We start from the raw sequence: 25880 nt of genomic DNA, 5'->3' as shown, positions 1-25880 counted from the left end.
TCGGTAAGCCTGATATTAGAGCAGGTTAGCTTTGGTATTGCTAGTTTTATTCAGGTTAACTTGCCAAATATAACACAAAATTGAAGATTTTTAATTTGCCTGTTAATTAGTTGTATTTCTCAGCGTTTTTATAGGTTATTGCGGAGCTTGATGTTTTAATGATCACACCTTGGTATTTTATTTCTGCTGGCATGGCTGTTATTGCGGCTTTAGTTTTAATGGCGATATTATGCTTTAGTTATAAAAAACAACAAATGGTCTCTTTATTCTGTGTGTGTACTATTGCAGCTGCCGTTCAGTGGCTTACAGGTATGCAACATTTAGAATTTAGATTAGAACAAACCATTTTGTATGAAAAGTGGATGATGAGCTTTGCCGTTTTTTTCCCTTCCTTTTTATTTCTTTTTTTAACTAGTTTTTTAAAGCCTGCTAATTTTAATTTTTTTGCTGCTAGTTATTTTATCTGTTCTGTTGTTTTGCTGTGTTTAAACTGGCTATTGCCTTATGGTCTTATATACGAGCAAATAGAACATATTGTTAGCGTTTCATTTGGTACGCAAGATATTGCGATTCATTCAGGAATCATGAGCCGATGGAGCTATGTGTGGATTGCATTTTTATTGGCAACTTTAATTTGGGCGTTGTACTGGTGTATTCATATTAATCGTAAAGTGAGCCGACAAACAGCGTATTTTCTATTTTTGTATTTGTTTATGCAAACCGGCTTTATCATTGCTGGACGGATTTTACGAGAGTCTGAATACCCAGGTATTATCTTGCATGGTTTTGGCTTTTTGGCCTTGATTATTTTGATGTGTTTGGCATTAGTGATCGAGTTTAAAAACTCGAACCGAGTTTTACTGGCCAGAACTCGAACTTTAAGCCGTGAAGTTAAAAAACGGACATTAGCTGAAAATGAAAGTAGTAAGTTAACTCAGATAGTAGAACAAGATCCAATCGCCACACATTTGTTATCTTTGCAAGGTGATATTTATAGTGGTAATGAAGCAAGCTGTTTATTTTGGGGAGAGGATTTATCTAAAAGGCCAGTTAATTTATTGAATGAGATTAAAAAATTATGTGCCTTTAATTTAACCACGATTCAACTGGGCGATGACAATATGAAAATTCCACCGCTTAGAGTATCTGAAGAATTTAAAATGGCATTTCCAAAATGTGATTGTGAGAGCTGGTTAAAAATTTATTTATTCCCAATAATGGATAAAGAAGGGGAGTTGATAGAATATTGTCTACGGGTGAGTGACGTTTCGCATGAAAAGTATGTTGAGCAAGCCATTAAACAAATTGCTCAAGGGACTATTATTCAAGGCTCAACCAATATTTATCAGCAACTCGTACTATCGCTAAACCATATATTTAATTCAAAATTTGCTTTTGTCGGTTTGTTGTCAGATAAGTTTGATAAAGTCGAAACGATTGCATTAGCTGAATATGACAACATCATTGATAACTTTTCGTATAAATTGGAAAATACGCCATGTGAGCATGTTATCGGGCAGAAGGTGTGTTGTTTTCCGCATGGCGTTACTACGCAATTTCCTCAGGATGCATTATTAGAACAAATGAACATTGAAGGGTATTTGGGCGTACCTATGTTCGATGCGACAAATACACCTATTGGTATTTTAGTGGTTATGGATACCAAGCCGCTAAATACCAGTCATCAGCTAAATGAAATTTTAGAAATTTTTTCTTCTAGAGCGTCAGCTGAAATTCAAAAAAATAACGCTGAAGCCAAAATGAGAAAAATGGCTTATCAGGATTATTTAACCAATTTACCAAATCGAGCACATTTACTATCGACTTTAAATCGCTTAGTGAAATTTGCTGATGTGGATAACCCACATGCATTATTACTCTTAGATTTAGATAACTTTAAATATGTGAATGATTCACTGGGTAACGATGTTGCAGATGAAGTACTTAGAACGGTCGGACGCAGGCTTGCCCATTTTGATGGAGAGCATATAGCAGCGCGTTACGGTGGCGACGAGTTTATAATTATTAGTCGATCTCATCCAGATATCGCCACTTATGCAGCTAACTTGGCGGAACAAATTTTAGTTGAAATATGCCAGCCTATTCAAATAGGTGAGCGTATTGTTAATATTCGGGCGAGTGTAGGTATTTGTATTTTCCCACTGCATACTTCGAATCGTTTGGATATTCTTAGGTTTGCAGAAACGGCCTTGTATCAAGCCAAAGAAGCGGGCCGAAACCAATTTAAATTATTTAGCCCTCAAATCCAAAAACAGGTAGATGAGCGGATTCAAATTGAGACCGAGTTAGCACATGCAATTGAAAACCAAGAACTTGAATTATTTTTTCAGCCCCAGGTTAACTCTCAAGGTTTATGTTATGGCGCAGAAGTATTGCTTAGATGGCAAAGTACTAAATTAGGGTTTATATCGCCGGCTGTATTTATTCCTATTGCAGAAGAAACCGGGTTAATTCACTCAATAGGTGATTGGGTGTTAGCTGAATCTATTCATTGTTTACGCATTTGGCGCCAGCGTTACACTCACCTTGAACTATCGGTTAATGTGTCAGCTTGGCAATTTGCCGGTAATACGTTTATTGATAAACTTAAAGTAACCATTGAGCAGTATCAGGTGTGCCCAGCTCAGCTCACGTTAGAGTTAACGGAGACGAGCTTGTTACATAATTTACAAGAAACAAAAATTAAGCTTGCTGAGTTACGCAAACTTGGGTTTAAAATTGCGTTAGATGATTTTGGTACAGGCTATTCATCGCTCTCTTATTTACGAGATTTGCCACTGGACGAAATTAAAATAGATAAAGCATTTGTAGATGAAGTGGATGGCATAACAGCGCAGCCTTTGGTTGAATCTATGATTTCTATTGCTAAACATATGCAGCTCAGTGTGATTGCTGAAGGGGTAGAAACGAGCGTTCAAAAAACAGCATTATTGAATATGGGGTGCCCTAATTTTCAAGGTTATTATTTTGCAAAACCAATGAACAAGCAAGACTTTTTAGTTTGGTTGGAAGGCCGAGACTGGGGTGAGAAACAATAAAGAATATTAAACTGATTGATTTACTATGAGTGATCACAGTCACCGTTATAAAATTTAGATATAAAAAAACCAGATAGCAGGTGACTGCATCTGGTTTTTTATTTTGAACTACTTATCGCTGGAACAGCAAGAAAAAGTCAATTATAAAGCTTTAATCTGAGCAGATAAACGGCTCTTATGACGTGCAGCTTTATTTTTGTGGATTAAACCACGTGAAGCGAATCGATCTAAAATTGGTTGTACTGTTTGGAAAGCAGCAGTTGCGCTTTCTTTGTCACCAGCTTCAATAGCGGTAACAACTTTTTTTAAGTACGTACGCATCATTGAGCGACGGCTTGCATTATGCTGGCGACTTTTCTCGGCTTGAACCGCGCGCTTTTTAGCAGACTTGATGTTAGCCAAAACTAAACTCCTAAATACTCGAAAATCAGGGAACACCCTTATCTAAAGGCGCGAGAATATGCCTGTAATTTTTAAAAAAGTCAATCGCTTTTGAATAAAAAATAAACTTAAGTTTACTTTAGCTAGCGACTTAACTTGTTAATATAGGCATATAATTAAGTATCTTTTAAACGTTGCAAATACGGTTTTAATATTTGAACAAAAAGGTATACTCGCTGGCCGCAGATTCTAACGCGTTTCTGGTACTTTCGAAAGTAAATTAACGTTTTTATTTCGAGTTTAGGTTATTTAGATTATTTTAAAGGAAATTTCATTGTCTAAAGCTTTATTAAAGTCAGGTATTTTGTTTAGTGCGATGACATTTATTTCTCGCGTTCTCGGGTTAGTTAGGGATGTAGTCATTGCTAATTTATTAGGGGCCAGCGCGGCAGCTGATGTTTTTATCCTAACCAATAAAATACCTAATTTTTTACGCCGTTTATTTGCAGAGGGAGCATTTGCTCAAGCTTTTGTTCCTGTTTTAACTGAATATAAAGAAAATAAAACAATTGATGATACCCATTTATTGATAGCACGTGTCTCTGGCACTTTAGGCTGCATTTTAATGGTTACCACTTTAATCGGGGTCATTGCATCGCCTGTGGTTATCATGTTGTTTGGTACAGGTTGGTTTATTGAATGGCTGCAGGGCGGACCGGCTGGCGATAAATATGAGCTTGCCAGCGTTATGCTCAAAATTACTTTTCCTTATTTGTTTTTTGTGGCTTTAACTGCTTTTTCTGGCGCGGTGTTAAATACTTGGGGTAAATTTGGTGTTGCTGCTTTTACGCCAGTGGTGCTCAATATTGCAATGATTACCGCAGCCATTGGGTTTGCCGATAGCTTTGCCGAGCCAGCCTTTGCATTAGCTTGGGGGGTCTTTTTTGGTGGTTTATTACAATTTTTGTTTCAATTACCATTTTTAAAGCAAGCTGGGTTAATTGTTTGGCCTAAATGGGGATGGAAGGATCCAGGGGTTAAAAAAATCCGCTTATTAATGTTACCTGCTTTGTTTGGTGTGTCTGTTAGTCAAATCAATTTATTATTTGATACGGTTTTAGCGAGTTTTTTACAAAACGGCTCTATTAGTTGGTTGTATTATTCTGATCGATTATTGGAATTTCCGCTAGGGTTATTTGGAATTGCGATTGCAACTGTGATTTTACCCCAGTTATCTAAAGACCATGTTAAGTCGAGTGAAGCGAGTTTTCAGCAAACCATGGATTGGGGTATTCGCATGGTATGTCTGTTGGGGGTTCCTTCTGCATTAGGATTAATGGCGTTAGCTGAACCTATGATTATGGTATTGTTTATGCGTGGTGAGTTTACGGCGGTAGATGCGGCGCAAAGTAAATTAAGCTTAATGGCTTATTCAACTGGGCTTTTATTTTTTATGCTAATAAAGGTACTGGCCAGTGGTTTTTTTGCCCGTCAAGACACTAAAACGCCAGTTAAAATTGGGATTCAGGCGATGATCGCCAATATGGTTTTTAATTTACTACTTATTGTTCCTTTGGCACATGCAGGGCTTGCTTTAGCGACTAGTTTATCTGCACTTTTTAACGCCAGTTTTTTGTATGTTAATTTAAAACGATTAGGCGTTTACCAATTAAGTCAAAAAACTAAATATTTGGTGATTAAAATAGCGTTAGCTGGGGTGGGTATGTTAGCTTTAATTTTAGTGCTTGCACCTAGCTCAGCTGGCTGGGTTGCGTTATCTATTGAGCAGCGTATTTTGCATTTAACCGGATTAATTGCAGCAGGCGGATTTGGCTATTTAATTTTATTGTTTTTACTGAGAGTGAAAGTATCTGAGCTTAAAGCAGAATAATGATGGGGGATTCTTGTGCTAATACTCGCAATTTGTGGTGGTTTGGGTTTATAATCGCCCGCGTTTTTTGTTATTGACGGTTGAGCATGGAGTTAATCCGAGGTATTCACAATATTAAAGCCAAACATCGAGGCTGCGTTTTAACTATTGGTAATTTTGATGGGGTGCATCTTGGCCATTTATCTGTTTTGGCGCAACTTAAGCAAAGTTCAGCAGAGCTGTCGCTTCCTGCCTTGGTGATGACGTTTGATCCTCAACCGGTTGAAGTTTTGTCGCCGCAAGTTGCACCTGCGCGTTTGATCCGCTGGCGCGAAAAATATAACTTGTTACAAGCTCAAGCGATCGACCGCTTATTATGCATCCGTTTTAATCGCGAATTAGCGCAGTTAAATCCGACGGAATTTGTAAGTGAGTTATTGGTCAAACGATTGGGCGTTAAACACATAGTGGTGGGTGACGACTTTAGATTTGGCTGTAGAAGAATGGGTAATTTTAATTTACTGACCAAACTTGGCAAGCAGTTTGGATTTACAGTAGAAGACACCCGAAGTTGTATGATTGATGGTATTCGAGTAAGCAGTACCGCGATTAGGCAAGCGATAGCAAATAATCAATTTAATTTAGCGCAACAATTATTAGGTCGACCTTATAGTGTTTGGGGCACTGTGATTCACGGTGAAAAAAAAGGCCGAACGATTGGTTTTCCCACAGCCAATATTTTATTGAATAGAAAAGTATCACCGGTGCAAGGGGTTTTTGTGGTTAAAGCTCAGTTTGATGACAAAACCTATACCGGAGTCGCCAATGTTGGATGTAGACCCACGTTAGCAGGCACACAAAATCAGTTAGAAGTACATTTATTCGATTACACTGGAGATTTATACCAAAAGCGGATCGAAGTCATATTTTGTGAAAAATTAAGAGATGAAATAAAGTTTGAATCTTTTCAGGCTTTAAAGAAACAGATCGAATTAGATGCTCAAGCCGCAAAGCAATATTTTACAGATAACGGTTTATCGCTTGAGCAAACCCGAACATTAAGACATTAGATTAGCAGGAATACAGCAAGGCAATGAGTGAATATAAACAAACGCTAAACTTACCAGAAACTGAATTTCCGATGCGTGGCGATTTAGCTAAACGCGAACCTAAAATGCTTGAAAGCTGGCAAAAAGCGGGCTTGTATCAAGCGGTCCGTCAATCACGTGAAAACTGTGAACAGTTTATTTTGCATGATGGCCCTCCGTATGCAAACGGCGATATTCACTTAGGTCATGCCGTTAATAAAGTCTTAAAAGATATTATTATCAAATCTAAAACTTTATCTGGATTTGATGCGCCTTATGTACCAGGCTGGGATTGTCATGGCTTGCCTATTGAGCTTCAAGTAGAGAAAAAAGTTGGCAAACCGGGTCGTAAAGTTACCGCTGCTGAATTTAGAGAAAAATGCCGAGCTTATGCAGCTAAACAGGTTGATGGTCAAAAAGCTGATTTTATTCGTTTAGGGGTGATGGGCGAGTGGGATAATCCTTATTTAACGATGGATTACCAATTTGAAGCGAATATCATTCGTTCGTTGGGCAAAATTGTTAAAAATGGTCATTTAGAAAAAGGTTTTAAACCGGTTCATTGGTGTACTGATTGTGGTTCAGCGTTGGCTGAAGCTGAAGTCGAATACAAAGACAAGCAATCGCCAGCGATTGATGTACGTTTTACGTTAGTTGATGAAACCATTGCCGATAAGTTTAATCACCCAGAAGGGAAGACTGGCAGAGGTCCAATATCAACGGTGATCTGGACAACGACCCCTTGGACATTACCCGCTAATCGTGCTGTTGCGGTTCATCCAGAAGTTGAATATACGCTAGTTCAGATAGAAAACGGTGAGCAAAGTGAGCGTTTAATTTTAGCGAGTGATTTAGTTAACGCTGCAATGGATAGATTTGGATTTGAGCATTTTCACGCTTTAGGTTTTTGTAAAGGGGCTGAATTAGAATTCGCTCAAGCTCAGCACCCGTTTTATGACTTTACCGTTCCAGTTATTTTAGCCGATCACGTTACCACTGAGTCTGGTACGGGTTGTGTGCATACCGCACCGGGACATGGTCAAGACGATTTTGTCGTGGGTCAATTATATGATTTAGAAGTCGCTAACCCAGTGGGTGCCAATGGCGTGTATTTAGAAGACACACCTTTATTTGCTGGTCAGCATGTGACTAAAGCGAATCCAGTTATTGTGGACTTGTTGACTGAAAAAGGTGCATTAGTTCATCACCATGCTTATGAGCACAGTTATCCGCATTGTTGGCGTCATAAAACGCCTATTATTTTCCGAGCGACGCCTCAATGGTTTATCGCCATGGAAAAAGCAGGTTTACGTGAAGATTCACTAGCTGAAATTAAGAAAACCAAATGGATCCCAGCTTGGGGTGAAGGTCGAATTCAAAATATGGTTGAAAGTCGACCTGATTGGTGTATCTCTCGCCAGCGCACATGGGGGGTGCCAATTGCTTTGTTTATACATAAAGATTCAGGTGAATTGCATCCTCGTTCAGTGGAATTAATTGAACAAGTGGCACTTGAGGTTGAAAAAGAAGGTATTCAAGCTTGGTTTGACTTAAAAGCGGAATCACTAATTGGTGACGATGCAAAAGAATATATTAAAGTACCAGATACATTAGACGTTTGGTTTGATTCTGGGGTAACACATGCTTGTGTGCTTGATGCTCGAGATACTTTCCGTAAAAAGCAAGCCGATTTATATTTAGAAGGTTCAGATCAGCACAGAGGCTGGTTTATGTCATCTTTAATGACAGGCATTGCAATTAAAGATCAGGCTCCGTATCAACAAGTATTAACGCATGGTTTTACGGTAGATAAAGACGGTAAAAAAATGTCTAAATCGCTTGGTAATACCATTAGTCCACAACAAGTAATGGGTAAATTTGGCGCAGATATTTTACGATTATGGATAGCTTCTGCCAACTATACAGCTGATATTACGGTATCGGATGAAATCTTTAAGCGTTCTGCGGACGCGTACCGTCGAATTCGCAATACTTCTCGTTTTTTGCTCGCGAATTTAAATGGCTTTAATCCAGAAACCGATATGGTTGCACTAGACGATATGGTTGAATTGGATCGCTGGGCTGTCGCAAAAGCATACGAAGTTCAAGAAGAAATTAGAACTGCATATGATGAATATCAATGTTTGATTGTGGTTCAAAAATTAATGCATTTTTGTTCAATTGATATGGGTAGTTTTTATCTGGATGTTATTAAAGACAGACAGTATACGGCTAAGTCAGACAGTAATGCTCGGCGCTCTTGTCAAACCGCATTATATTTGATTGCACAAGCGCTTACCCGCTGGATGGCACCTATTTTAAGTTTTACTGCACAAGAGCTTTGGCAGGCACTGCCGGGTCAAAAAGATGCAGACAAAACACAAGCATTTATCTTTACGCAAACTTGGTTTGATAAATTAGCGCCATTGCCTGAAGGTGCTCAATTTAACGATGAATTATGGCGTCAATTGATGCTGGTAAAAGATGAAGTGAACCGCTTGATTGAAACGGCTCGCCGTGAAGATGTCATTGGTGCTTCATTGGAAGCGGAAGTTGTACTTTATGCTGATACACAATTACATCAACAACTTGCTTTATTAGAAGATGAATTACGTTTTGCACTGATTACATCTAAAGCTAAATTAGAGACAATTGAAAACGCACCGGCAGATAGTGCTGAAACTGAATTAAGTGGACTTAAAATTAAAATTAGTCGAACTCAAGGTGCTAAATGCGATCGTTGTTGGCATCACCGCGAGGATGTAGGCTCACACGAAGCTCATCCTACAATCTGTGGCCGCTGTGTCACTAATATTGATGGAGCTGGTGAAGTTCGCCAGTTTGCATAAATGAAAAAGTTATTTAAAGAAACTGGCTTATCTTGGCTTTGGTTAGCTATTTTGGTCATTATTGTTGATCAGGCAAGCAAGATTGCTGTTATTCAGCAGTTTGAATTGTATGATAGTAAAGTGATAACTGACTTTTTTAACCTAACTTATGTACGAAATCATGGCGCTGCTTTTAGCTTTTTAGCTGATAGCGGCGGTTGGCAACGCTGGTTTTTTACGGTAATAGCAATGGTTGCTGTCGTATTAATTACTTATTGGCTTAGCAAAACGAAAAAAGATCAGCTTATTTTAGTGATGGGGTTTAATAGCATTTTAGGTGGCGCAATAGGTAACTTGTATGATCGTATAGCCTATGGTTATGTTATTGATTTTTTTGACTTTACTATACCTTTATACGGTCGATGGCCAGCGTTTAATGTTGCAGATATGGCCATAGTATTTGGTGCAGGTTGCATTTTATTAGACTCATTTATTAATAAAGACAATAAGCAAGAGAGTAAAAGTTAAAATATTATCATGACAAACAAAAGTATTGAAACAAACAGTGAAGTGGTAATGCACTTTGCGATTAGGTTAGAAGATGGTTCTGCGGCTGAGAGTACCAAAGTTCATGACAAGCCCGCTAAATTTACAATGGGTGATGGGTCGTTAACCGCGAATTTTGAAGCTTGCTTAATTGGCTTAAAAGCTGGCGATAACCGCACCTTTAAATTACCACCTGAAGATGCTTTTGGGCAGCCTAATCCTGATAATATTTATTATTTAGACCGTAATAAATTTTCGGCTGAAGCGCCCGCGGAAAAAGGTGAAATTATTGCTTTTACTCAACCTGATGGGCAAGAAATTCCGGGTATTGTTCGGGATGTTACCGGTGAATCAGTAACGGTTGATTTTAATCATCCACTTGCTGGTTTAACCGTTGAATTCGACGTTGAAATTATAACAGTTAACTAATATTACAGGTGAGATATGCAAATTCAACTTGCTAATCCAAGAGGCTTTTGTGCAGGCGTTGATCGTGCGATTAGCATAGTCGAACGCGCATTAGAGCTATTTGAAAAACCTATTTTTGTACGTCACGAAGTGGTACACAATAAATATGTTGTTAATGGTTTAAGAGAACGAGGCGCCGTTTTTGTTGATGAGCTAGAAGAAATTCCTGACGATAGCATAGTCATTTTTAGTGCTCATGGCGTTTCTCAAGCTGTGCGTCAAGAAGCTAAAGCGCGAGGCTTAAAGATTTTTGATGCAACTTGCCCGTTAGTTACTAAAGTTCATATGGAAGTGACGCGCGCTAGTCGTAAAGGTATTGAATGTATTTTGATTGGGCATCATGGTCATCCAGAAGTGGAAGGCACTATGGGGCAATATTCAAACACTGAGGGTGGCATTTATTTAGTTGAATCAGCAGATGATGTCGCTAAGCTAAAAGTTAAAGATGAATCTAATTTATATTATTGCTCGCAAACCACGTTATCGGTTGATGATACAGCTGACGTGATTGATGCGCTTCGCGATAAATTTCCTGAAATTATGGGTCCTCGAAAAGATGACATTTGTTACGCAACTCAAAACAGACAAGATGCAGTTAGAGAGCTTGCGTTAACCAATGATGTTGTATTTGTTGTAGGCGCTAAAAATAGCTCTAATTCAAATCGCTTGCGCGAACTGGCTGAAAAAGTAGGTTGCAGAGCTTATTTAATTGACACCGCAAGTGATATTGACTCAACTTGGTTAGAAAATACAGCTTCAGTTGGGGTAACCGCTGGGGCCTCCGCACCTGAAGTATTAGTGAAACAAGTTATTGAAAAGTTAGAATCACTAGGTGGTCAGTCAGTTCAAGAAAATCCAGGTATTGAAGAAAATGTCGTATTTTCATTACCTTTAGAATTACGTTAAACCTGTCTTAGAATATTTTTGCAGTCTCTTGTTCATCTATTATACTCAATAGACTTGGGTGGTTAGAGTGAGAGATTGCGATGTCCTCATCAGTTATTTTTAACACTCGTTTTTTTAACGCGTGTTGCTATCAATTTGAGCCTTGTTGGGGGGCAATTTTTGTCTTTAAATCCATTAGTTATATGGGTTTTTTCTATTTTTATCTTCCTGCCTTGTACGCTTTATATATTCAAATGCGAGATATTATTGTATATTTTGTATTCAGTACATTAGCCCCTTATTTTATGCTTTTTAAGAGGTTATTTTGTCGAAACAAAAAGTTAAACAACTTTAAAAACTATTTTTAAATTATGAAACGATATAATAAACAAGGCTTTACCATTGTTGAGTTGATTATTGCAATGGCCGTAATGGCGATTGGCATTGTGGGTGCTGTCGCTACTCAAGCAACAGCTAAGCGAAATAGTGTCGATGCAGGTCAGCGTTCTGTTGCCATGTTTATGGCTCATGATATTTTAGAGCGGATGAGACTTAATAAAAACCAGCTTGAAAGTTATGAAGGCGCAGATTACGGCACAGCCGCTTTTTCAGTTGAATCTAACCAAGATTGCTCTATTGAGAGTAGGTGTAGCTCAGCGCAATTAGTCGTGTATGACACTATTCAATGGCACTGGATGCTCAAAAAAGGTCAAACTAATAGTGAATCGAAAACGGTTGCTTTATTAAACCCAACGGGTTGTATTGATCATTCAAATGGATTAGTGACAGTTGTCGTGAGCTGGTTAAGTCGTGAAGCGACACTCGATGCGGCAAATAGTGGTAGCGATTTTGAGAAAGCGTGTGGTGATGCGAGTGACAAACGACGGCAAGTCACTTTTAGTGCGCATATTTATTAAGGCTTAATTTATGCTAAAAACTCAACAGCGAACGTTAGGCTTTTCATTAACTGAATTAATGGTGGTAATGGCCGTTGGCTTGCTTATTTTTTCAGGGGTCATTGGGCTTTTAATGGTATCGGATGAAACCGTTGGTGATACCGTTCAACGTGGCGAAATGCAAGAAAATGGCCGCTTGGCGTTAACCTTAATTTCTCGTGATATTGCGATGAGTGGATATTGGGGACGCTTTACTGGTATGAATATTCATGAAGCTTCAGGTGCTGATATTCAAGCGGTGCAACTCAATCAATTTGATGGCAATAAGGTTGCTGTGAGTGGCACTGATTGTATTGGCGGCGGTGAAAACAATCGTACCTTTTTCATTGAAAATAGTGATTTTTATTTTCGAAATATATGGGGCTCACATGTTCAAAGTAGTGAAATTTATAATAAGTGTATTACAGATGCCAAAACAGGCAGTGATTCAATTCAAATAAAACGTATTTTAGGGCAAGAAATAACAGCGGGTAATGAGAGTGATCGTCGTTATTATTTTATCTCATCAGATAATCAAGGTGTTTTCTATTCAGGCTCTGACCCAACGCCCAATATTCAAAATGGACTCATCGCTGAGTACCAGCACCATATTTACTATATTACTGAAGAAAAGCGCGGAGACGCAATTATACCAACCTTAAAGCGAAAATATTTATATAAAGCAGAAGATAGCACAGCTAATCAAGCTAAATTAAAAAGCTTTAGTTTAGTTGAAGGTATTGAGCAATTAGGGTTTTTATATGGTATAGACGATGATAACGATGGTGTGGTGAATTATTATGCGTCAGCTGATAAGTTAACTAGAGAGCATTGGGAAGGTGATGGGTATGACATTTTATCGGTCCAGGTACATATACTCGTTAGAGCATTAGAGCCAGCGGCGAGAGTTAACAATACCAAAACTTATGATTTAGGTAGTTACAGTGTGACCGTAAATGATAACTATAGACGGTTGCTGTTGATCAATACGATTAGCATTATTAATGCAGGAGCTGAAGTATGGCGCAGTTAAGTAAAAGCTTGCCTTCAAAACAATCAGGTGCGGCTTTAGCTGTTGCTTTAGTCTTAATGACAGTGCTGACGACTTTAGCAGTGACATTAATGTATAACAGCTCACTAGATACCAAAATGTCACATGCTGCGGTGACAAAAAAAGTATCTTTAGATGCAACGTTAGGCGGCTCGGATGAATTTATTGATAAAGCGCATCATAACGATGCAATTTTTGGTGGTCGTAATCCATTGTCTTCTAATAATGATGTGACAGGGGTTGATTTGACGGGTAAAAATTTACGAGGTGAAGCTGACTCATTAATTCCTAAGCCGACTAATTGCCCTCATTTTTCTCGGAGTCAAGCGAGTGATTCTTACATTCGTTGTAACCGCTTTGAAATAAAAGTTGACCATCAATACGGCAAAAACAATCAAGCGAAAAGTGAAGTTGTGACGGCTGTTGCCAGCCAAGTTCCTGGAGATAGTTAAGATGTTTAACAATATAAAGTATAAGCTGCTGATTGGTTTGCTATGCTCTGGCTTTTTTGCTCATTTAGCTGCTGAAGATATTGATCTTTATGTGCGAAGCATTTCAGATCGTGTAGGTACTGCTCCACAGGTTTTAATTATTTTTGATAATTCGGGCAGCATGAGAACCAGTGAAACGATTAAAGCTGGTTATAATCCAAATGAAGTTTACCCAGGAAAATTTACTAACGGTGCTAATGATAGAGCTGTATTTTTTAGTTTCGGCGCAGCAGGTTTAGAACAATTACCTGAACCAGATGGCGATACTCGACGTTTTAATGAGTTAATTAATGCATGTAATCAATCCTTTATTCCTTTATATGGTTTATGGCAGCACAAAAGCAACGGAACTAAAATTAATGGCTTTGAATTAGAAAAAGCAGGTGGTAATTATTCGAATTATAAATTAATTGAAGGTGGCCAAGGTTTTTATTCGGATCGCGTCGGCGAATACTATGAAACTGGTAAAAATAAACAAAGTTGGCAAAGTTTACGTCAAAATAATGGGATGAACGCTACTGATGTCATGGATTGTTTAGGTGATATTTTAGAGGTTGATCAAAATAATCCTGGTGAATTTGGTGCACAAAATGGCTCTGGAGATACAATTGGCGCTGGCCTGCCAGTTGATGGTTATGCAACAGGCTCGGGTAATAAAAAAGAAACCAAGACGCATTATTTTGTTAGCGATCCTAACAATATTGACAGCGATAGCGAATATCAGAGTGTGAAAGCTAACTTTGCCAACGTATCTATGGTGACTTTATATACGGGAAATTATTTAAATTGGAAAACTGCCAGTTCAGATGAAGTTGGAACACAAGACCGCAGCCGACTAGCGATTGCTAAAGAGGCTATTTCATCCGTTGTTAATTCAACTGCGAATGTTGATTTTGGTTTGGCGTTATTTAACCGTAATACAGATGGTTACGGGAGTAATAGTAATAATGGTGGAAGAATCGTATCAGCTATTCAAACTAGAACGTCCAGCCAAACTGATGAATTGCTGAGCACAATAGATGCGATTGTGGCGGAAACTAATACACCACTATGCGAAACTTTATATGAAGCTTATCGTTATTATGGTGGTTTAAATGTAAAATTTGGTAAACAAAACCGAAATCATAAAATTTACCCAGATAGGGATTTAGGTGCTGAAAAGTCAGGTACCTATATCTCACCCTTTGGTAACAACTGTCGGAATGAAAGTTATGTTATTTTAATCACTGATGGTCGTCCTGTCAGTGATGGGCATGCAAATGATTTAGTTAAAGCACTACCTAACCGAAATACCAGTTTAAAAACGAATAATAGTTTTTTGCCAGTTTTATCTCACTGGATGTATAACAATGATGTAAATCCAACGTTGAATGGGCAGCAGCATGTAGTAACTTACACCATAGGTTTTGGTACGGGCGCATTGGATGCAGAGCCTATTTTAAAAGCGGGAGCAGAGCATGGCGGCGGTCATTATTATGCCGCAACCGATCCTGATGAATTATCTAATTCTTTACAAAAAGCGCTGATAAGTATTATTGAAGAAAGTGCCTCTTTTACCTCTCCCTCTGTTGCCTCGAATAATTTTGATCAAACGCGGAGTTTAGATAGCGTTTATTATTCTATGTTTTTTCCGGAAGATAGCCCACGTTGGCCTGGAAATTTGAAAAAATTGTCAGTTAAAAATAATGTGATTGTTGATGCTAACGGCCAAGCCGCAATTGATACGAATGGTAATATCAATAATAACGCCTATAGCTATTGGGGCGCTTCATCTGAGTGTGCGTCAGGAGGTAATAACTGCGCAGATGGTAATGATGTTTCTCGTGGTGGGGTAGCAGAATACCTGGCAGGTGTAACACCCAGTAATAGAACGATTTACACAAATGCCGCAGCCAGCGGAGAGTTATCTCCTTTCACTGCAAGCAGTTTATCGAGTGGTGTACCAGAGTTGTCTACAGTTTTAGGTGTTAATTCAGGTGAAGAAGCTGATTTAATTAACTGGGCGAGAGGTGAAGACATTTATAATGAAGATAATGATGATTCGACTCAAACTCGTGTTGATTTATTTGGTGATCCTTTGCATTCAAAGCCTTTAGTGATTAATTACGGTGGTAATACCAGTGACACCCAAGATTTGAGAATTGTAATTGGCACCAATGCGGGATTTTTACATATGTTTAACGATAAAGGTTTAAGCATTACTGAGGATTGGTCGTTCATACCAACATCTTTATTTGAGAACTTAGACGCACTTAGAGATAACCAACCAGATGCTAAGAAAGTTTATGGCATGGACGGATCGCCTATTGCCTATATTAAAGATCCGGATGGCAAAATTAATGCGTCTGATGGCGATAAAGTTTGGCTATATACTGGAATGAGGCGGGGGGGCAATCAATATTTTGGGTTTGATGTAACAACACCAAACTCACCTAGTTTGATGTGGACAATTAAAGGCGGCAGTAGTGATTTTCCAACATTATCGCAAACATGGGCACAACCAACTATTGCGTTTATTAAATTAAATGGACAAGACGCAAGCAAACCTGTGCTTATTTTTGGCGCAGGTTACGTGAGTGATAGTGATTCTACTGCCAGCACTGATTTAGGACGAGGTGTATACATTGTTGATGCGCAAACTGGTGAGCGCTTATGGAGTTTTACGCCTGAGTCTTCTTTAGGGAAAAACACTCAGGTCAATATGCAAGATGCTATGCCAGCAAAAATTGCGGCTTTAGACTCTGATTTTGACGGTTATGTTGATCGCTTGTATGCGTCTGATTTAGGGGGAAACGTATGGCGTATGGATTTATTTAGCAGTGACCCCAGTCAGTGGAGTGCATTCAAACTTGCTAGTTTAGGAGGCTCAGAGGCCAACAACAAACGTAAATTTTTTAATGAACCCACAGTTGTCCGAACTTTTTTTAATGAGAAAAAAACAGTTTCAGTAGAAGGTGAAGAAAATTCTTCTGTTGTTGTCTCAAAAGAAATTCCGTATGAAGGGATATTGCTAGGAAGTGGAAACCGTGCTGATCCGAACTCAACTTCGGTAAATGATAAGCTTTATTTAATCCAAGATAGAAATATTATTACACAATCATTTAAATCTGCACCAAACTGGAGTGGTATTACGCTAGATCAGTTATACGACATGACGAACGACCCTTTTGCAAATGCTGATAGTAAAAGTGAGATTGATTCGTTAATTCTTAATGGATTATCGAATAAAAAAGGTTGGTTTGTTGATTTAAATCGTCAGGGTGAAAAATCATTATCTTCAGCACGAGTTATTGGCGGGGTTGCTTATTTTACGTCTTATACGCCCCCAGCAAGTGCTATTTTACAAAACAGTTGCGAAATTAAGGCTGGGGTGGGCCGTTTGTACGCCATGGATTTAAGTTATGGCACGCAAATTTATGATTGGAGAGAAAAAGAAATAGGCAATCGCATTCCTGATACACCAGTCACTTATGCGGGTGAAAACGAACAAGGTGAAAGCTTATTATCGTTTATTGGCGTTGGCCAAGGTGATGATGGTTCTGGTGTTATTAAAGCTAAAGGCTCATCCGGAGAGCCAGGCGAAGCCTGTGAAGGAGACAATTGCGCGATAGATTTTGGCTTGAAAACTTATAAATTACACACACGGATAACGGAGCACTAATGAATTTTATTAAGCCTCGATTGTATTTAGGTTTTACGTTAATTGAATTAATGGTGACGGTAGCTATTGTAGGGATTTTAGTTGCGGTCGCGACGCCAGCTTATGTTAGTTATTATGCACAAAGCTATCGAAGTGATGTATTGCGTGAATTGGTTAGAGTTGTGAATAGGCAAGAAGAATATTTTTCTGATCAATTGACTTATACCGCCGATATGACTCAATTAGGAATGGGGGCAGATCCGTATGTGGTGGAGTCGGGCCTTTATACAATCGATGTTGTTACCACAGACAGTACTGATTTAACCCAAGGCTATTTATTACGTGCGACGGCGAAATCAAAACAGGTGAATAACGATCCTAGTTGTAAAAGCATTAGTATTGATCATTTAGGAAAAAAATCTGCTTTAGATAATGATGGTAATGACTCAACTAGTACGTGCTGGTACTAAAAGTGGGAGTTGTTAGGTAATTCAAGTGTGTATTTAACTTCAACTCGGGTTAAGGTTATTTAATCTTGGACAATCAAAAAAGGTCTATCATGAAAAAAATACTGACTAAGCTCACAATAATTTGTTCGCTTTTGTATACGCAAATCGCATTGTCACAAGAGTTTAAATGTTTTGTTGAGCTTTCAAATAATAAATCAGAAATTAGATTAGTTAAATTACAAGAAGATAAAAAGGCGAAAGATGCTGAGCGGGAACTTTTATTGCACGGGGTCTATGCGGCAGACGGCCAGCGAAAAATAAATGTATTAAATGTATACGAATGTGTACCTTATGCAGAAAATTTCACGAGTAATCAAGCTAAACAGTTGGAACAAAAAAATCCGCTTTAAGCTTTATTCAGCTTATTGAAACCGCTATAAATCACCTAAGTTTTACAGCTAATGTGTTTATTTTTTTGGTTTAATTCGTCTTTGCCATCACCGTCAATATCTTTTGAAACTTTTGGTCGTCCGCTTAAACTGATCACCACAGCTTTAGCATACTCCTCATCATTTTCTAACGCTGGGCAATATCTAAATGTGCCACTTAAACCGTTCAAGTGGCCGTCAGCATCATATGTTAGTTGGTTGCTGCCGCTAAATAAAATAATGTCATTAAAGGTTTGATAGTCTCGTTCTAAGATGAGTTTATCTGTATTGGCTTGGTAAATTTCGTCTCTATTACTATCAATAAATATGCTATAACCCATGCTCCAATGTTTATCACACTTATTTTGTGTATTTAGATGGCATATTATCACTTGTTGAGCATGATGGACCGCATGGTTTCTGGCTAACAAAATATCTTTAGATAAATTATAAATGTGATTATTAATACGGCTTTGCACTAACGTTTTTTGCAGGGTTGGCACTCCAATCGTTAATAAAATAATAACGACTGCAGATACGACAATCAATTCAAGTAAACTAAATCCTTTGTTTATATTCAGCATGTTTATTATCCATAATAATGCTACCGCTATAAGTATGGATAATAATCAGCGTTTTTCCAGTTTAAATAAATTTTAGATCGTTACTATTTTTAGTAAAAAGTAAAATCATGAACAGGTGATATGATCGTTATTGCCATTGAGTTCGTCTTTGTTGTCATTATCAATATCTTTGGATGTTCTGGGGCGGCCACTTAAATTAAGCATAACGGCTCGAGCGTAGTTTTCTGAGTCTGCGACATTTGGACAGTATTTAAATGCGGCTAGGTTTTCGTCAGAAAATTGAGTCAAAACGGTCCCGTCAAATGAAAATTGAACTGAGTTTCCATCGGTAAAAATAAGTGTGTCTTTTGAATTAATTTGGTTTCGGTTTAATAGTATTTGATCATCTGCGGCATCAAAAATATTATTAGCGTTAGTGTCAATAAAGATAGAGTAGCCCTGAGACCAATTTTTATCACATTGTTTGCTGGAATTTAAATGGCAGATAGTAACGTTATTTTCGTAACTAACTGCAAAATTACGAGCACTAATAATATCTTTATTTAAGCTAACAATTGCAGTGTTAACCCTATTAGTTACTAAAGTATCTAGTAAGCTGGGGATGCCTAACGTCATAATGATTGCAACAACAGCTAAACTGACCATTAACTCAAGAAGGGTAAATGCTTTTTGTAATTTTATGTTGGAGCACTGAGCGATGGCTATCATACGAATTGAGTTACAAATTAAGTGCAATAATGAAGTATGATAAAAAAGAAACTGAAAATCAATAATCAAACGATCAGATTTTAACTAACCCTAATATGAAATGGCATCCCGTAGGGGATTCGAACCCCTGTTACCGCCGTGAAAGGGCGGTGTCCTAGGCCTCTAGACGAACGGGACACTTAGGAACTTACCAATGTTTTATTTGCTGGTAAAAGCAAATGGCATCCCGTAGGGGATTCGAACCCCTGTTACCGCCGTGAAAGGGCGGTGTCCTAGGCCTCTAGACGAACGGGACACTTAGGAACTTACCAATGTTTTATTTGCTGGTAAAAGCAAATGGCATCCCGTAGGGGATTCGAACCCCTGTTACCGCCGTGAAAGGGCGGTGTCCTAGGCCTCTAGACGAACGGGACACTTAGGAACTTACCAATGTTTTATTTGCTGGTAAAAGCAAATGGCATCCCGTAGGGGATTCGAACCCCTGTTACCGCCGTGAAAGGGCGGTGTCCTAGGCCTCTAGACGAACGGGACACTTAGGAACTTAATGGATTTTTTTGGTGGAGCTAAGCGGGATCGAACCGCTGACCTCCTGCATGCCATGCAGGCGCTCTCCCAGCTGAGCTATAGCCCCAATCCATTTGGCTTTGCATAATTTAAAGTAAATTTAATGCGCAACCTGCATTGATAAGAAAACTTATTAAAGGCTTTCCCCTCAACGCGGGGCGCATTCTATGTACCTCGACATCGCATGTCAACAAAAAATTAAGCGTTTTCTCGTTTATTTATAAAATTAATGGCTAAGTCGATTCTTTCAAGCGTTTTTTCACGTCCTATTAAATTTAATGTAACATCTAATGAGGGGGAATTACCTGCGCCTGTTACGGCGACTCTTAGCGGCATTCCTACTTTACCCATGCCAACTTCTAATTCGGTCGCGGTCTCGTTAATGGCGGCTTGGATATCATCTGCTTGCCAATTTTCTAATAAAGCTAATTTAGCCTGTACGGTTTGCAAAGCTGTTTTTGCAACCGGGCGTAAATGTTTTTTAGCCGCATTTGCATCAAAATCAGTAAAGTCTTCAAAAAAGTAGCGAGATATTTCAACTAATTCTTTTAAGGTTTTAACTCGATCAGCTTGCGCTTTAATGACTTGATCTAAATTTGCGCCTTGAGTTGTATTAAGTTGTTGGTCATCAAGATGCCACTGTAATTCGTCTTTTAAGCGTTCAACCGGTAATGATTTGAGATAATGCTGGTTTAACCAAATTAATTTTTCAGTATTAAAGGCAGAGGCTGCTTTGTTAATATCTTCTAATTTAAATAATGCTGTCATTTCCTTAATACTAAACACTTCTTGATCTCCATGTGACCAGCCTAATCTGACTAAATAATTGAGTAAGGCTTCAGGTAAAAAACCATCATCGCGATATTGCATAACGCTAACGGCACCATGGCGTTTAGATAACTTTTTACCGTCGTCACCTAAAATCATAGATACGTGAGCATAAGTTGGAATAGGCGCGCCTAACGCATTTAAAATATTTATTTGGCGTGGGGTATTGTTAATATGATCTTCCCCTCTAATCACGTGGGTGATGCCCATATCCCAGTCATCTACGACAACACAAAAGTTATAAGTAGGAGAACCATCTGAACGCTGAATAATTAAATCGTCTAATTCTTTATTGCCAATTTCAATTTTCCCGCGAATTTTATCATCAAAAGTGACACTGCCTTCCAGTGGGTTTTTAAAACGGATAACGAAAGGTTTATCTGTTGGGTGATCGCTTCTATCTCGCCACATACCATTATATCGGGCGGCTTCACCAGCTTGCATTTGTGCTTCGCGCATTGCATCTAATTCTGCTGACGTGCAAAAGCACTTATAGGCTTTACCTTCATCTAATAATTGCTGAATAAGCGCTTTGTAACGATCAAATCGTTTTGTTTGGTAATAGGGGCCTTCATTCCAACTTAGGTTTAACCAGTTCATGCCATCCATAATGGCGTCAATGGCTGGCTGAGTTGAACGTTCTAAATCAGTGTCTTCAATTCGTAACACAAAATCGCCTTGATTGGCTTGTGCAAATAACCATGAATATAAAGCAGTACGTGCTCCACCAACGTGAAGGTAGCCAGTTGGGCTGGGGGCAAAACGAGTTTTAACAGTCATTGATAATTCCTAACGCTAATAATGTAAACAGCGAGCGGTTGTCTACTTTTGTGATTCAAGTAATAAAAGTGCTCTACTGTTGAGTAAAAAGTAATACAGAGCATTTTAACAACCCCTAGTCGAGTTTCCTAATTTTGAGCCTGATTTTTACTAAATTTTATTTTAAGTGCATGGTATTTATTTTAGCGCTGCTTTTTTAGTCATTTTTGAATGAAAAAACAGCGATTATTCAGTTTTTACAAAAGAATATTTATTTTTTTATATTTTTTATTGACAGGCCAGTAAGCATCCCTATAATGCGCACCACACACAGCAACAGACGCTTATTGTTTGTGACTGTATGGACGCTTAGCTCAGTTGGGAGAGCATCGCCCTTACAAGGCGAGGGTCACTGGTTCAAGTCCAGTAGCGTCCACCAATTTTATTTAAAAATTGGACGTTTAGCTCAGTTGGGAGAGCATCGCCCTTACAAGGCGAGGGTCACTGGTTCAAGTCCAGTAACGTCCACCATCTATTTTTAAAGTCTTCGGACGCTTAGCTCAGTTGGGAGAGCATCGCCCTTACAAGGCGAGGGTCACTGGTTCAAGTCCAGTAGCGTCCACCATCATCTCTTTTTATATCTTTTTAAAATCACTTCATAGCAGCATATAAATCTAAACGCTTTTGCTTTAAAATCTTAAGTATCTTACTAATACTTCGCGTTATTTTTTACTATGGTTCAAATTTTTCGTTCGACTGCTCAAAAATCTGCTAAAAGTCATTCCCTTAATAAAATAATTGAGTTGGATATAAACGATTTAGATCATCAAGGTCGAGGCGTTGGTCGCTATAATGGTAAAGTATGTTTTGTTCAAGGCGCACTACCTAGCGAAAAGGTTCAAGCAATCATAACCGAAGATAAAAAGCAGTTATTGACCGCTAAACTACATAAAATTTTGCAAGTTAGTGATGAGCGAATTGAACCTAACTGCCCTTGGTTTTCTGAATGCGGAGGCTGCCAATTACAGCATTTAAGCTACGCGGCTCAAACTCAACAAAAACAAACTAGAGTTGATCAACTTTTAGCTAAGCAAGGTATCAAACGGCTACCTTGGCAACCTATCCTCAACAGTCAACCTTTTCAATATCGAAACAGAACTCGGCTATCAGCTTGGTACGAAGGCAAACAAAATAAATTACATTTAGGGTTTCGGCAATTTAATAGCAAAAAACTAATCGAAGTGGATCAATGTTTAGTTATTGCACCTAAATTTAGCACGTTATTGCCCGAGTTAGTGCAAATTTTGAATAAGCTTAAATGTAAAAAACACGTTAGTCACGTTGAATTAAATTCTGCTGGTCAGCGTTATTGCATTATCCTTAGAGTGTTAAATAAACCGGCCGAGCAAGATTATATAAAGCTCACTGAGTTTGCGTTAGCCCATAATCTTGATATTTATTTTCACCAAAATGATGATGAATATCTTAAGGTTCAGTCAGATTCGGATAAGCTTTATTATTCAATTGATTCATTGCAGCTACAATTTGGTTTATCAGATTTTACCCAAGTGAATTCTCAAGCAAATAAAGACATGATCCAACAAGCCCAAAATTGGCTTGAACTTAATGAAGACGATGTAGTGTTAGATTTATTTTGCGGGCTAGGTAACTTTTCATTGCCGGTGGCACAAAAAGTGCTAAAGGTTGTGGGGATTGAAGGCAGCCGTTCTATGGTTGAGAAAGCAAAACGCAATGCAAGCGACAATCAATTGACTAATACTGAGTTTTATAAGCAGGATTTAAGCTCAATTGATGGTTTAGATAAAATTGATTGGGGCGCATTTAACAAAATTATTTTAGACCCATCTCGACAAGGCGCAATGCAAATATGCCAACAAAGTGAGCAATGGACAGCAAAGCAGGTGTTATATATTGCTTGTGATCCCAATTCATTGGCTCGAGATTCACAATATTTATTAGCAAGTGGCTACAAAATGATTAAAATAGGCTTGATTGATATGTTTCCTCAAACATCGCACATAGAAACAATGGCTTTATTTAGTCGCTAAACAAACGGATTCACAATGGTTTCAGTTCGACAATCACATCAAAAAAATAATCAGTTTGCAGACTTTTCAGACTGGATTGCTAATTTAGATTTTTCAGATGATGCTCGCTTAGAAGCGGTAACTCGTTGTCATCATTATTTGTTTAAGATAAATAATGACCCTTTAATTATGAGTATCTCTCGTGAGCTAGTGGAAATTTTAAATACCTTGAATATGGATGCAGAAACTTTAACGGCAGCCATGTTATATCCGTACTGGCAACGAAAGTTAATTGATCAAACTCAAATTACCGAATTTGCGTCTAATACCGTTTTTTTATTAGTTAATGGTATTGAGCAGATGGCTGCCATTCGTTTTTTACATAAGCAACGCTCAGATCTACCCAGTGAGCAAATTGATAATATTCGTCGAATGTTATTGGCGATGGTTGAAGATGTTCGAGCGGTCGTCATTAAACTTGCAGTTTGCATTATTGAGCTAAGGTTAGCTAAAAATGCAGATGAAGAAACTCGAGTATTAGCGGCTAAAGAAGCTTCAACTTTATATGCGCCACTAGCCAATCGACTGGGGATTGGTCAGCTAAAATGGGAAATTGAAGATTATTGTTTTCGTTATCAGCACCCGGAAACTTATCAGCGTATTGCAAGTATGCTGGACGAAAAGCGAAAAGATAGAGCCAGCTATATTAAAAACTTTGTGTCTCAAGTTCAAGCTCAGCTAAGTGCTATGGAAATTGAAGGTGAAGTGTTTGGTCGACCTAAACATATTTATAGTATATGGAAAAAAATGCAAAAGAAAGGGCTGAATTTTGAGCGCTTATTTGACATCCGAGCCATTCGTATTTTAGTGCATTCAGTTAAAGATTGTTACGCTGTAATGGGGGCCATTCATGTTAAATGGCGGCCCATTTCGAAAGAATTTGATGATTATATATCAGCGCCTAAGCCAAATGGCTACCAGTCAATACATACGGTTCTTATTGGCCCTGAAGGCAAAGCGGTTGAAGTGCAAATTAGAACCCATCAAATGCATGAAGACTCAGAACTAGGCGTAGCTGCACATTGGCGCTATAAAGAAGGGACAGCCAATGGAAAAGAAGATAGCTATCAAGAAAAAATAAACTGGTTAAGAAAATTACTGCAATGGCAAGAAGACGTCAATGATGACAGCAATATGCTGGAAGAATTACGTAGCCAAGTTTTTGAAGACAGAGTTTACGTATTTACGCCCAAAGGTGATGTAGTTGATTTACCACAAGGTAGTACACCGCTAGACTTTGCTTATTATATCCACAGCAATGTTGGCCACAGATGTATAGGTGCTAAAGTATCAGGCCGCATTGTGCCGTTTTCATATGAATTACAAAATGGTGATCAACTGGAAATTTTAACCAGTAAATCGCCTAATCCTAAACGAGATTGGTTAAATGCGAGTTTAGGTTATATCAAATCGAGTCGCGCCAGAGCTAAAATACATCATTGGTTTAAACAACAGGATAAAGATAAAAATCTGGAAGAAGGTCGAGATGTATTAGAGCGAGAATTAAAACGTTCAGGGCTCACATTGCAAGATGCACAGCCTGCTATTAGCCGGTTTAATATGCACAGCTTTGATGATTTACTCGCAGCCGTTGGTGCGGGGGATATTGGCAGTAATCAAGTGATTAACTTTATCCAAAGCCAGCAACAAAAAAGCAAAGCGGAAGACGACCAGCGCTTATTAGAAAAATTAGAGCAACCAGCTAATAATAAAAAACTAGTCGGCAATGCGTCAGGCATTGTGGTTCAAGGCGTAGGTAATTTATTAACTTATATGGCTAAGTGTTGTCAGCCCGTAAAAGGCGATGCGGTGACCGGTTATATTACGCATGGCAAAGGGGTTTCTATTCATCGAAGCGATTGTGATCAACTGGCTCAAATGTTAGATCAACATCCTGAACGTCAAGTCGATGTTGATTGGGGTGATGCTGACTCTAAAGGTTCACGCGTAACTGTGCGTGTAATTGCAACGGACAGAGCAGGGTTATTAAGAGATATCACCACAATACTTGCCAATGACAAAGCTTACGTATTAGGTGTGCAAAGTCATTCTGATGAAGCAAAGCAGGAAGCTGCAATTGACATTGATATGTCAGTTCCTCATTTAGACAGTTTAACAAAAGTTCTAAGCAAATTAAGCCAGTTGCCCGATATATACGAAGCAAAACGTTTGCATTAACTGGTTTACGTCAACTCTAGTTTGAATGCTTT

The 25880-nt window shown here is 38.5% G+C and carries 19 protein-coding genes and 8 tRNA genes; 18 read left to right on the top strand and 9 right to left on the bottom strand.

What is annotated here, in order from left to right:
* Positions 1–158 precede the first annotated feature (158 nt).
* Positions 159–3059, top strand: coding sequence for a putative bifunctional diguanylate cyclase/phosphodiesterase (locus OLW01_RS10420; protein ID WP_268073846.1), 2901 nt, complete (start codon positions 159–161; stop codon positions 3057–3059).
* Positions 3060–3200: 141 nt separating this feature from the next.
* Here OLW01_RS10420 and rpsT read toward each other — a convergent pair whose 3' ends face one another.
* Positions 3201–3461, bottom strand: coding sequence for a 30S ribosomal protein S20 (rpsT, locus tag OLW01_RS10415; RefSeq protein ID WP_268073845.1), 261 nt, complete (start codon positions 3459–3461; stop codon positions 3201–3203).
* A 313-nt stretch (positions 3462–3774) separates the two neighbouring features.
* Here rpsT and murJ point away from each other — a divergent pair, with 313 nt between their 5' ends.
* The 12 genes from murJ to OLW01_RS10350 all read left to right on the top strand — a co-directional run bounded on the left by murJ (position 3775) and on the right by OLW01_RS10350 (position 18101).
* Positions 3775–5331 (top strand): murein biosynthesis integral membrane protein MurJ, encoded by a 1557-nt coding sequence (murJ, locus tag OLW01_RS10410; protein ID WP_268073844.1) that lies wholly within the window; start codon positions 3775–3777, stop codon positions 5329–5331.
* A gap of 86 nt (positions 5332–5417) precedes the next feature.
* Positions 5418–6380: a bifunctional riboflavin kinase/FAD synthetase gene (gene ribF / locus OLW01_RS10405; protein ID WP_268073843.1), complete on the top strand. Its 963-nt coding sequence runs from the start codon at positions 5418–5420 to the stop codon at positions 6378–6380.
* Between the two features lie 23 nt (positions 6381–6403).
* Complete coding sequence (ileS, locus tag OLW01_RS10400) at positions 6404–9247, top strand: isoleucine--tRNA ligase (RefSeq protein WP_268073842.1); 2844 nt, start codon at positions 6404–6406, stop codon at positions 9245–9247.
* Positions 9248–9754 (top strand): signal peptidase II, encoded by a 507-nt coding sequence (lspA, locus tag OLW01_RS10395; RefSeq protein ID WP_268073841.1) that lies wholly within the window; start codon positions 9248–9250, stop codon positions 9752–9754.
* Positions 9755–9763: 9 nt separating this feature from the next.
* Positions 9764–10201, top strand: coding sequence for an FKBP-type peptidyl-prolyl cis-trans isomerase (gene fkpB / locus OLW01_RS10390; RefSeq protein ID WP_268073840.1), 438 nt, complete (start codon positions 9764–9766; stop codon positions 10199–10201).
* Positions 10202–10216: 15 nt separating this feature from the next.
* Positions 10217–11146 (top strand): 4-hydroxy-3-methylbut-2-enyl diphosphate reductase, encoded by a 930-nt coding sequence (ispH, locus tag OLW01_RS10385; RefSeq protein ID WP_268073839.1) that lies wholly within the window; start codon positions 10217–10219, stop codon positions 11144–11146.
* A gap of 350 nt (positions 11147–11496) precedes the next feature.
* Positions 11497–12042: a type IV pilus modification protein PilV gene (gene pilV / locus OLW01_RS10380; RefSeq protein WP_268073838.1), complete on the top strand. Its 546-nt coding sequence runs from the start codon at positions 11497–11499 to the stop codon at positions 12040–12042.
* Between the two features lie 10 nt (positions 12043–12052).
* On the top strand, positions 12053–13093 hold the full coding sequence (locus OLW01_RS10375; RefSeq protein WP_268073837.1) for a PilW family protein: 1041 nt from the start codon (positions 12053–12055) through the stop codon (positions 13091–13093).
* A complete protein-coding gene (locus OLW01_RS10370) occupies positions 13081–13563 on the top strand; it encodes a pilus assembly PilX family protein (RefSeq protein ID WP_268073836.1) in 483 nt (160 codons plus the stop codon). Before OLW01_RS10375 ends, OLW01_RS10370 begins: the two co-directional genes overlap by 13 nt.
* Position 13564: 1 nt before the next feature.
* Positions 13565–17263 (top strand): pilus assembly protein, encoded by a 3699-nt coding sequence (locus tag OLW01_RS10365; RefSeq protein ID WP_268073835.1) that lies wholly within the window; start codon positions 13565–13567, stop codon positions 17261–17263.
* Positions 17263–17712, top strand: a complete 450-nt coding sequence (locus OLW01_RS10355; protein ID WP_326498577.1) for a type IV pilin protein — start codon at positions 17263–17265, stop codon at positions 17710–17712. The genes OLW01_RS10365 and OLW01_RS10355 overlap by 1 nt, the downstream gene beginning before the upstream one ends.
* An 89-nt stretch (positions 17713–17801) precedes the next feature.
* On the top strand, positions 17802–18101 hold the full coding sequence (locus OLW01_RS10350) for a TapY2 family type IVa secretion system protein (RefSeq protein WP_268073834.1): 300 nt from the start codon (positions 17802–17804) through the stop codon (positions 18099–18101).
* A gap of 35 nt (positions 18102–18136) precedes the next feature.
* On the opposite strand, the gene OLW01_RS10345 is transcribed toward OLW01_RS10350, so the two are convergent.
* The 8 genes from OLW01_RS10345 to gltX form a co-directional block, all read right to left on the bottom strand.
* Positions 18137–18703 carry a GspH/FimT family pseudopilin gene (locus OLW01_RS10345; RefSeq protein WP_268073833.1) on the bottom strand — a complete coding sequence of 189 codons (567 nt, stop codon included), beginning with the start codon at positions 18701–18703 and terminating at the stop codon, positions 18137–18139.
* Positions 18704–18808: 105 nt separating this feature from the next.
* A complete protein-coding gene (locus OLW01_RS10340) occupies positions 18809–19411 on the bottom strand; it encodes a GspH/FimT family pseudopilin (RefSeq protein WP_268073832.1) in 603 nt (200 codons plus the stop codon).
* A 101-nt stretch (positions 19412–19512) separates the two neighbouring features.
* Positions 19513–19588, bottom strand: a tRNA-Glu gene (locus OLW01_RS10335).
* A 42-nt stretch (positions 19589–19630) separates the two neighbouring features.
* Positions 19631–19706 (bottom strand) — tRNA-Glu (locus OLW01_RS10330).
* A 42-nt stretch (positions 19707–19748) separates the two neighbouring features.
* Positions 19749–19824, bottom strand: a tRNA-Glu gene (locus OLW01_RS10325).
* Between the two features lie 42 nt (positions 19825–19866).
* Positions 19867–19942: transfer RNA gene (locus OLW01_RS10320), tRNA-Glu, on the bottom strand.
* Between the two features lie 24 nt (positions 19943–19966).
* Positions 19967–20042, bottom strand: a tRNA-Ala gene (locus tag OLW01_RS10315).
* Between the two features lie 131 nt (positions 20043–20173).
* Positions 20174–21583, bottom strand: a complete 1410-nt coding sequence (gene gltX / locus OLW01_RS10310) for a glutamate--tRNA ligase (protein ID WP_268073831.1) — start codon at positions 21581–21583, stop codon at positions 20174–20176.
* Positions 21584–21925: 342 nt separating this feature from the next.
* Here gltX and OLW01_RS10305 point away from each other — a divergent pair.
* The 5 genes from OLW01_RS10305 to relA all read left to right on the top strand — a co-directional run bounded on the left by OLW01_RS10305 (position 21926) and on the right by relA (position 25848).
* A tRNA-Val gene (locus tag OLW01_RS10305) sits at positions 21926–22001 on the top strand.
* 16 nt (positions 22002–22017) lie between these two features.
* A tRNA-Val gene (locus tag OLW01_RS10300) sits at positions 22018–22093 on the top strand.
* Positions 22094–22111: 18 nt separating this feature from the next.
* Positions 22112–22187 (top strand) — tRNA-Val (locus tag OLW01_RS10295).
* A gap of 109 nt (positions 22188–22296) precedes the next feature.
* Positions 22297–23631, top strand: coding sequence for a 23S rRNA (uracil(1939)-C(5))-methyltransferase RlmD (rlmD, locus tag OLW01_RS10290; protein ID WP_268073830.1), 1335 nt, complete (start codon positions 22297–22299; stop codon positions 23629–23631).
* A 15-nt stretch (positions 23632–23646) separates the two neighbouring features.
* Positions 23647–25848, top strand: a complete 2202-nt coding sequence (gene relA / locus OLW01_RS10285) for a GTP diphosphokinase (protein WP_268073829.1) — start codon at positions 23647–23649, stop codon at positions 25846–25848.
* Positions 25849–25880 lie beyond the last annotated feature (32 nt).

The sequence above is a fragment of the Catenovulum adriaticum genome (genome assembly GCF_026725475.1).
Classification (GTDB): Bacteria; Pseudomonadota; Gammaproteobacteria; order Enterobacterales; family Alteromonadaceae; genus Catenovulum; species Catenovulum adriaticum.
The sequence above is the reverse complement of the archived record's forward strand: the minus strand, read 5'-3'. Positions and strand labels throughout refer to the sequence as shown.

Excerpts from the sequence above, each read along its gene's own strand:
- OLW01_RS10420 (WP_268073846.1), top strand. The coding sequence starts at position 159 with ATGATCACACCTTGGTATTTTATTTCTGCTGGCATGGCTGTTATTGCG.
- ribF (WP_268073843.1), top strand. The coding sequence starts at position 5,418 with ATGGAGTTAATCCGAGGTATTCACAATATTAAAGCCAAACATCGAGGC.
- ileS (WP_268073842.1), top strand. The coding sequence starts at position 6,404 with ATGAGTGAATATAAACAAACGCTAAACTTACCAGAAACTGAATTTCCG.
- lspA (WP_268073841.1), top strand. The coding sequence starts at position 9,248 with ATGAAAAAGTTATTTAAAGAAACTGGCTTATCTTGGCTTTGGTTAGCT.
- fkpB (WP_268073840.1), top strand. The coding sequence starts at position 9,764 with ATGACAAACAAAAGTATTGAAACAAACAGTGAAGTGGTAATGCACTTT.
- ispH (WP_268073839.1), top strand. The coding sequence starts at position 10,217 with ATGCAAATTCAACTTGCTAATCCAAGAGGCTTTTGTGCAGGCGTTGAT.
- pilV (WP_268073838.1), top strand. The coding sequence starts at position 11,497 with ATGAAACGATATAATAAACAAGGCTTTACCATTGTTGAGTTGATTATT.
- OLW01_RS10375 (WP_268073837.1), top strand. The coding sequence starts at position 12,053 with ATGCTAAAAACTCAACAGCGAACGTTAGGCTTTTCATTAACTGAATTA.
- OLW01_RS10370 (WP_268073836.1), top strand. The coding sequence starts at position 13,081 with ATGGCGCAGTTAAGTAAAAGCTTGCCTTCAAAACAATCAGGTGCGGCT.
- OLW01_RS10365 (WP_268073835.1), top strand. The coding sequence starts at position 13,565 with ATGTTTAACAATATAAAGTATAAGCTGCTGATTGGTTTGCTATGCTCT.
- OLW01_RS10355 (WP_326498577.1), top strand. The coding sequence starts at position 17,263 with ATGAATTTTATTAAGCCTCGATTGTATTTAGGTTTTACGTTAATTGAA.
- OLW01_RS10350 (WP_268073834.1), top strand. The coding sequence starts at position 17,802 with ATGAAAAAAATACTGACTAAGCTCACAATAATTTGTTCGCTTTTGTAT.
- OLW01_RS10345 (WP_268073833.1), bottom strand. The coding sequence starts at position 18,703 with ATGCTGAATATAAACAAAGGATTTAGTTTACTTGAATTGATTGTCGTA.
- OLW01_RS10340 (WP_268073832.1), bottom strand. The coding sequence starts at position 19,411 with ATGATAGCCATCGCTCAGTGCTCCAACATAAAATTACAAAAAGCATTT.
- gltX (WP_268073831.1), bottom strand. The coding sequence starts at position 21,583 with ATGACTGTTAAAACTCGTTTTGCCCCCAGCCCAACTGGCTACCTTCAC.
- rlmD (WP_268073830.1), top strand. The coding sequence starts at position 22,297 with ATGGTTCAAATTTTTCGTTCGACTGCTCAAAAATCTGCTAAAAGTCAT.
- relA (WP_268073829.1), top strand. The coding sequence starts at position 23,647 with ATGGTTTCAGTTCGACAATCACATCAAAAAAATAATCAGTTTGCAGAC.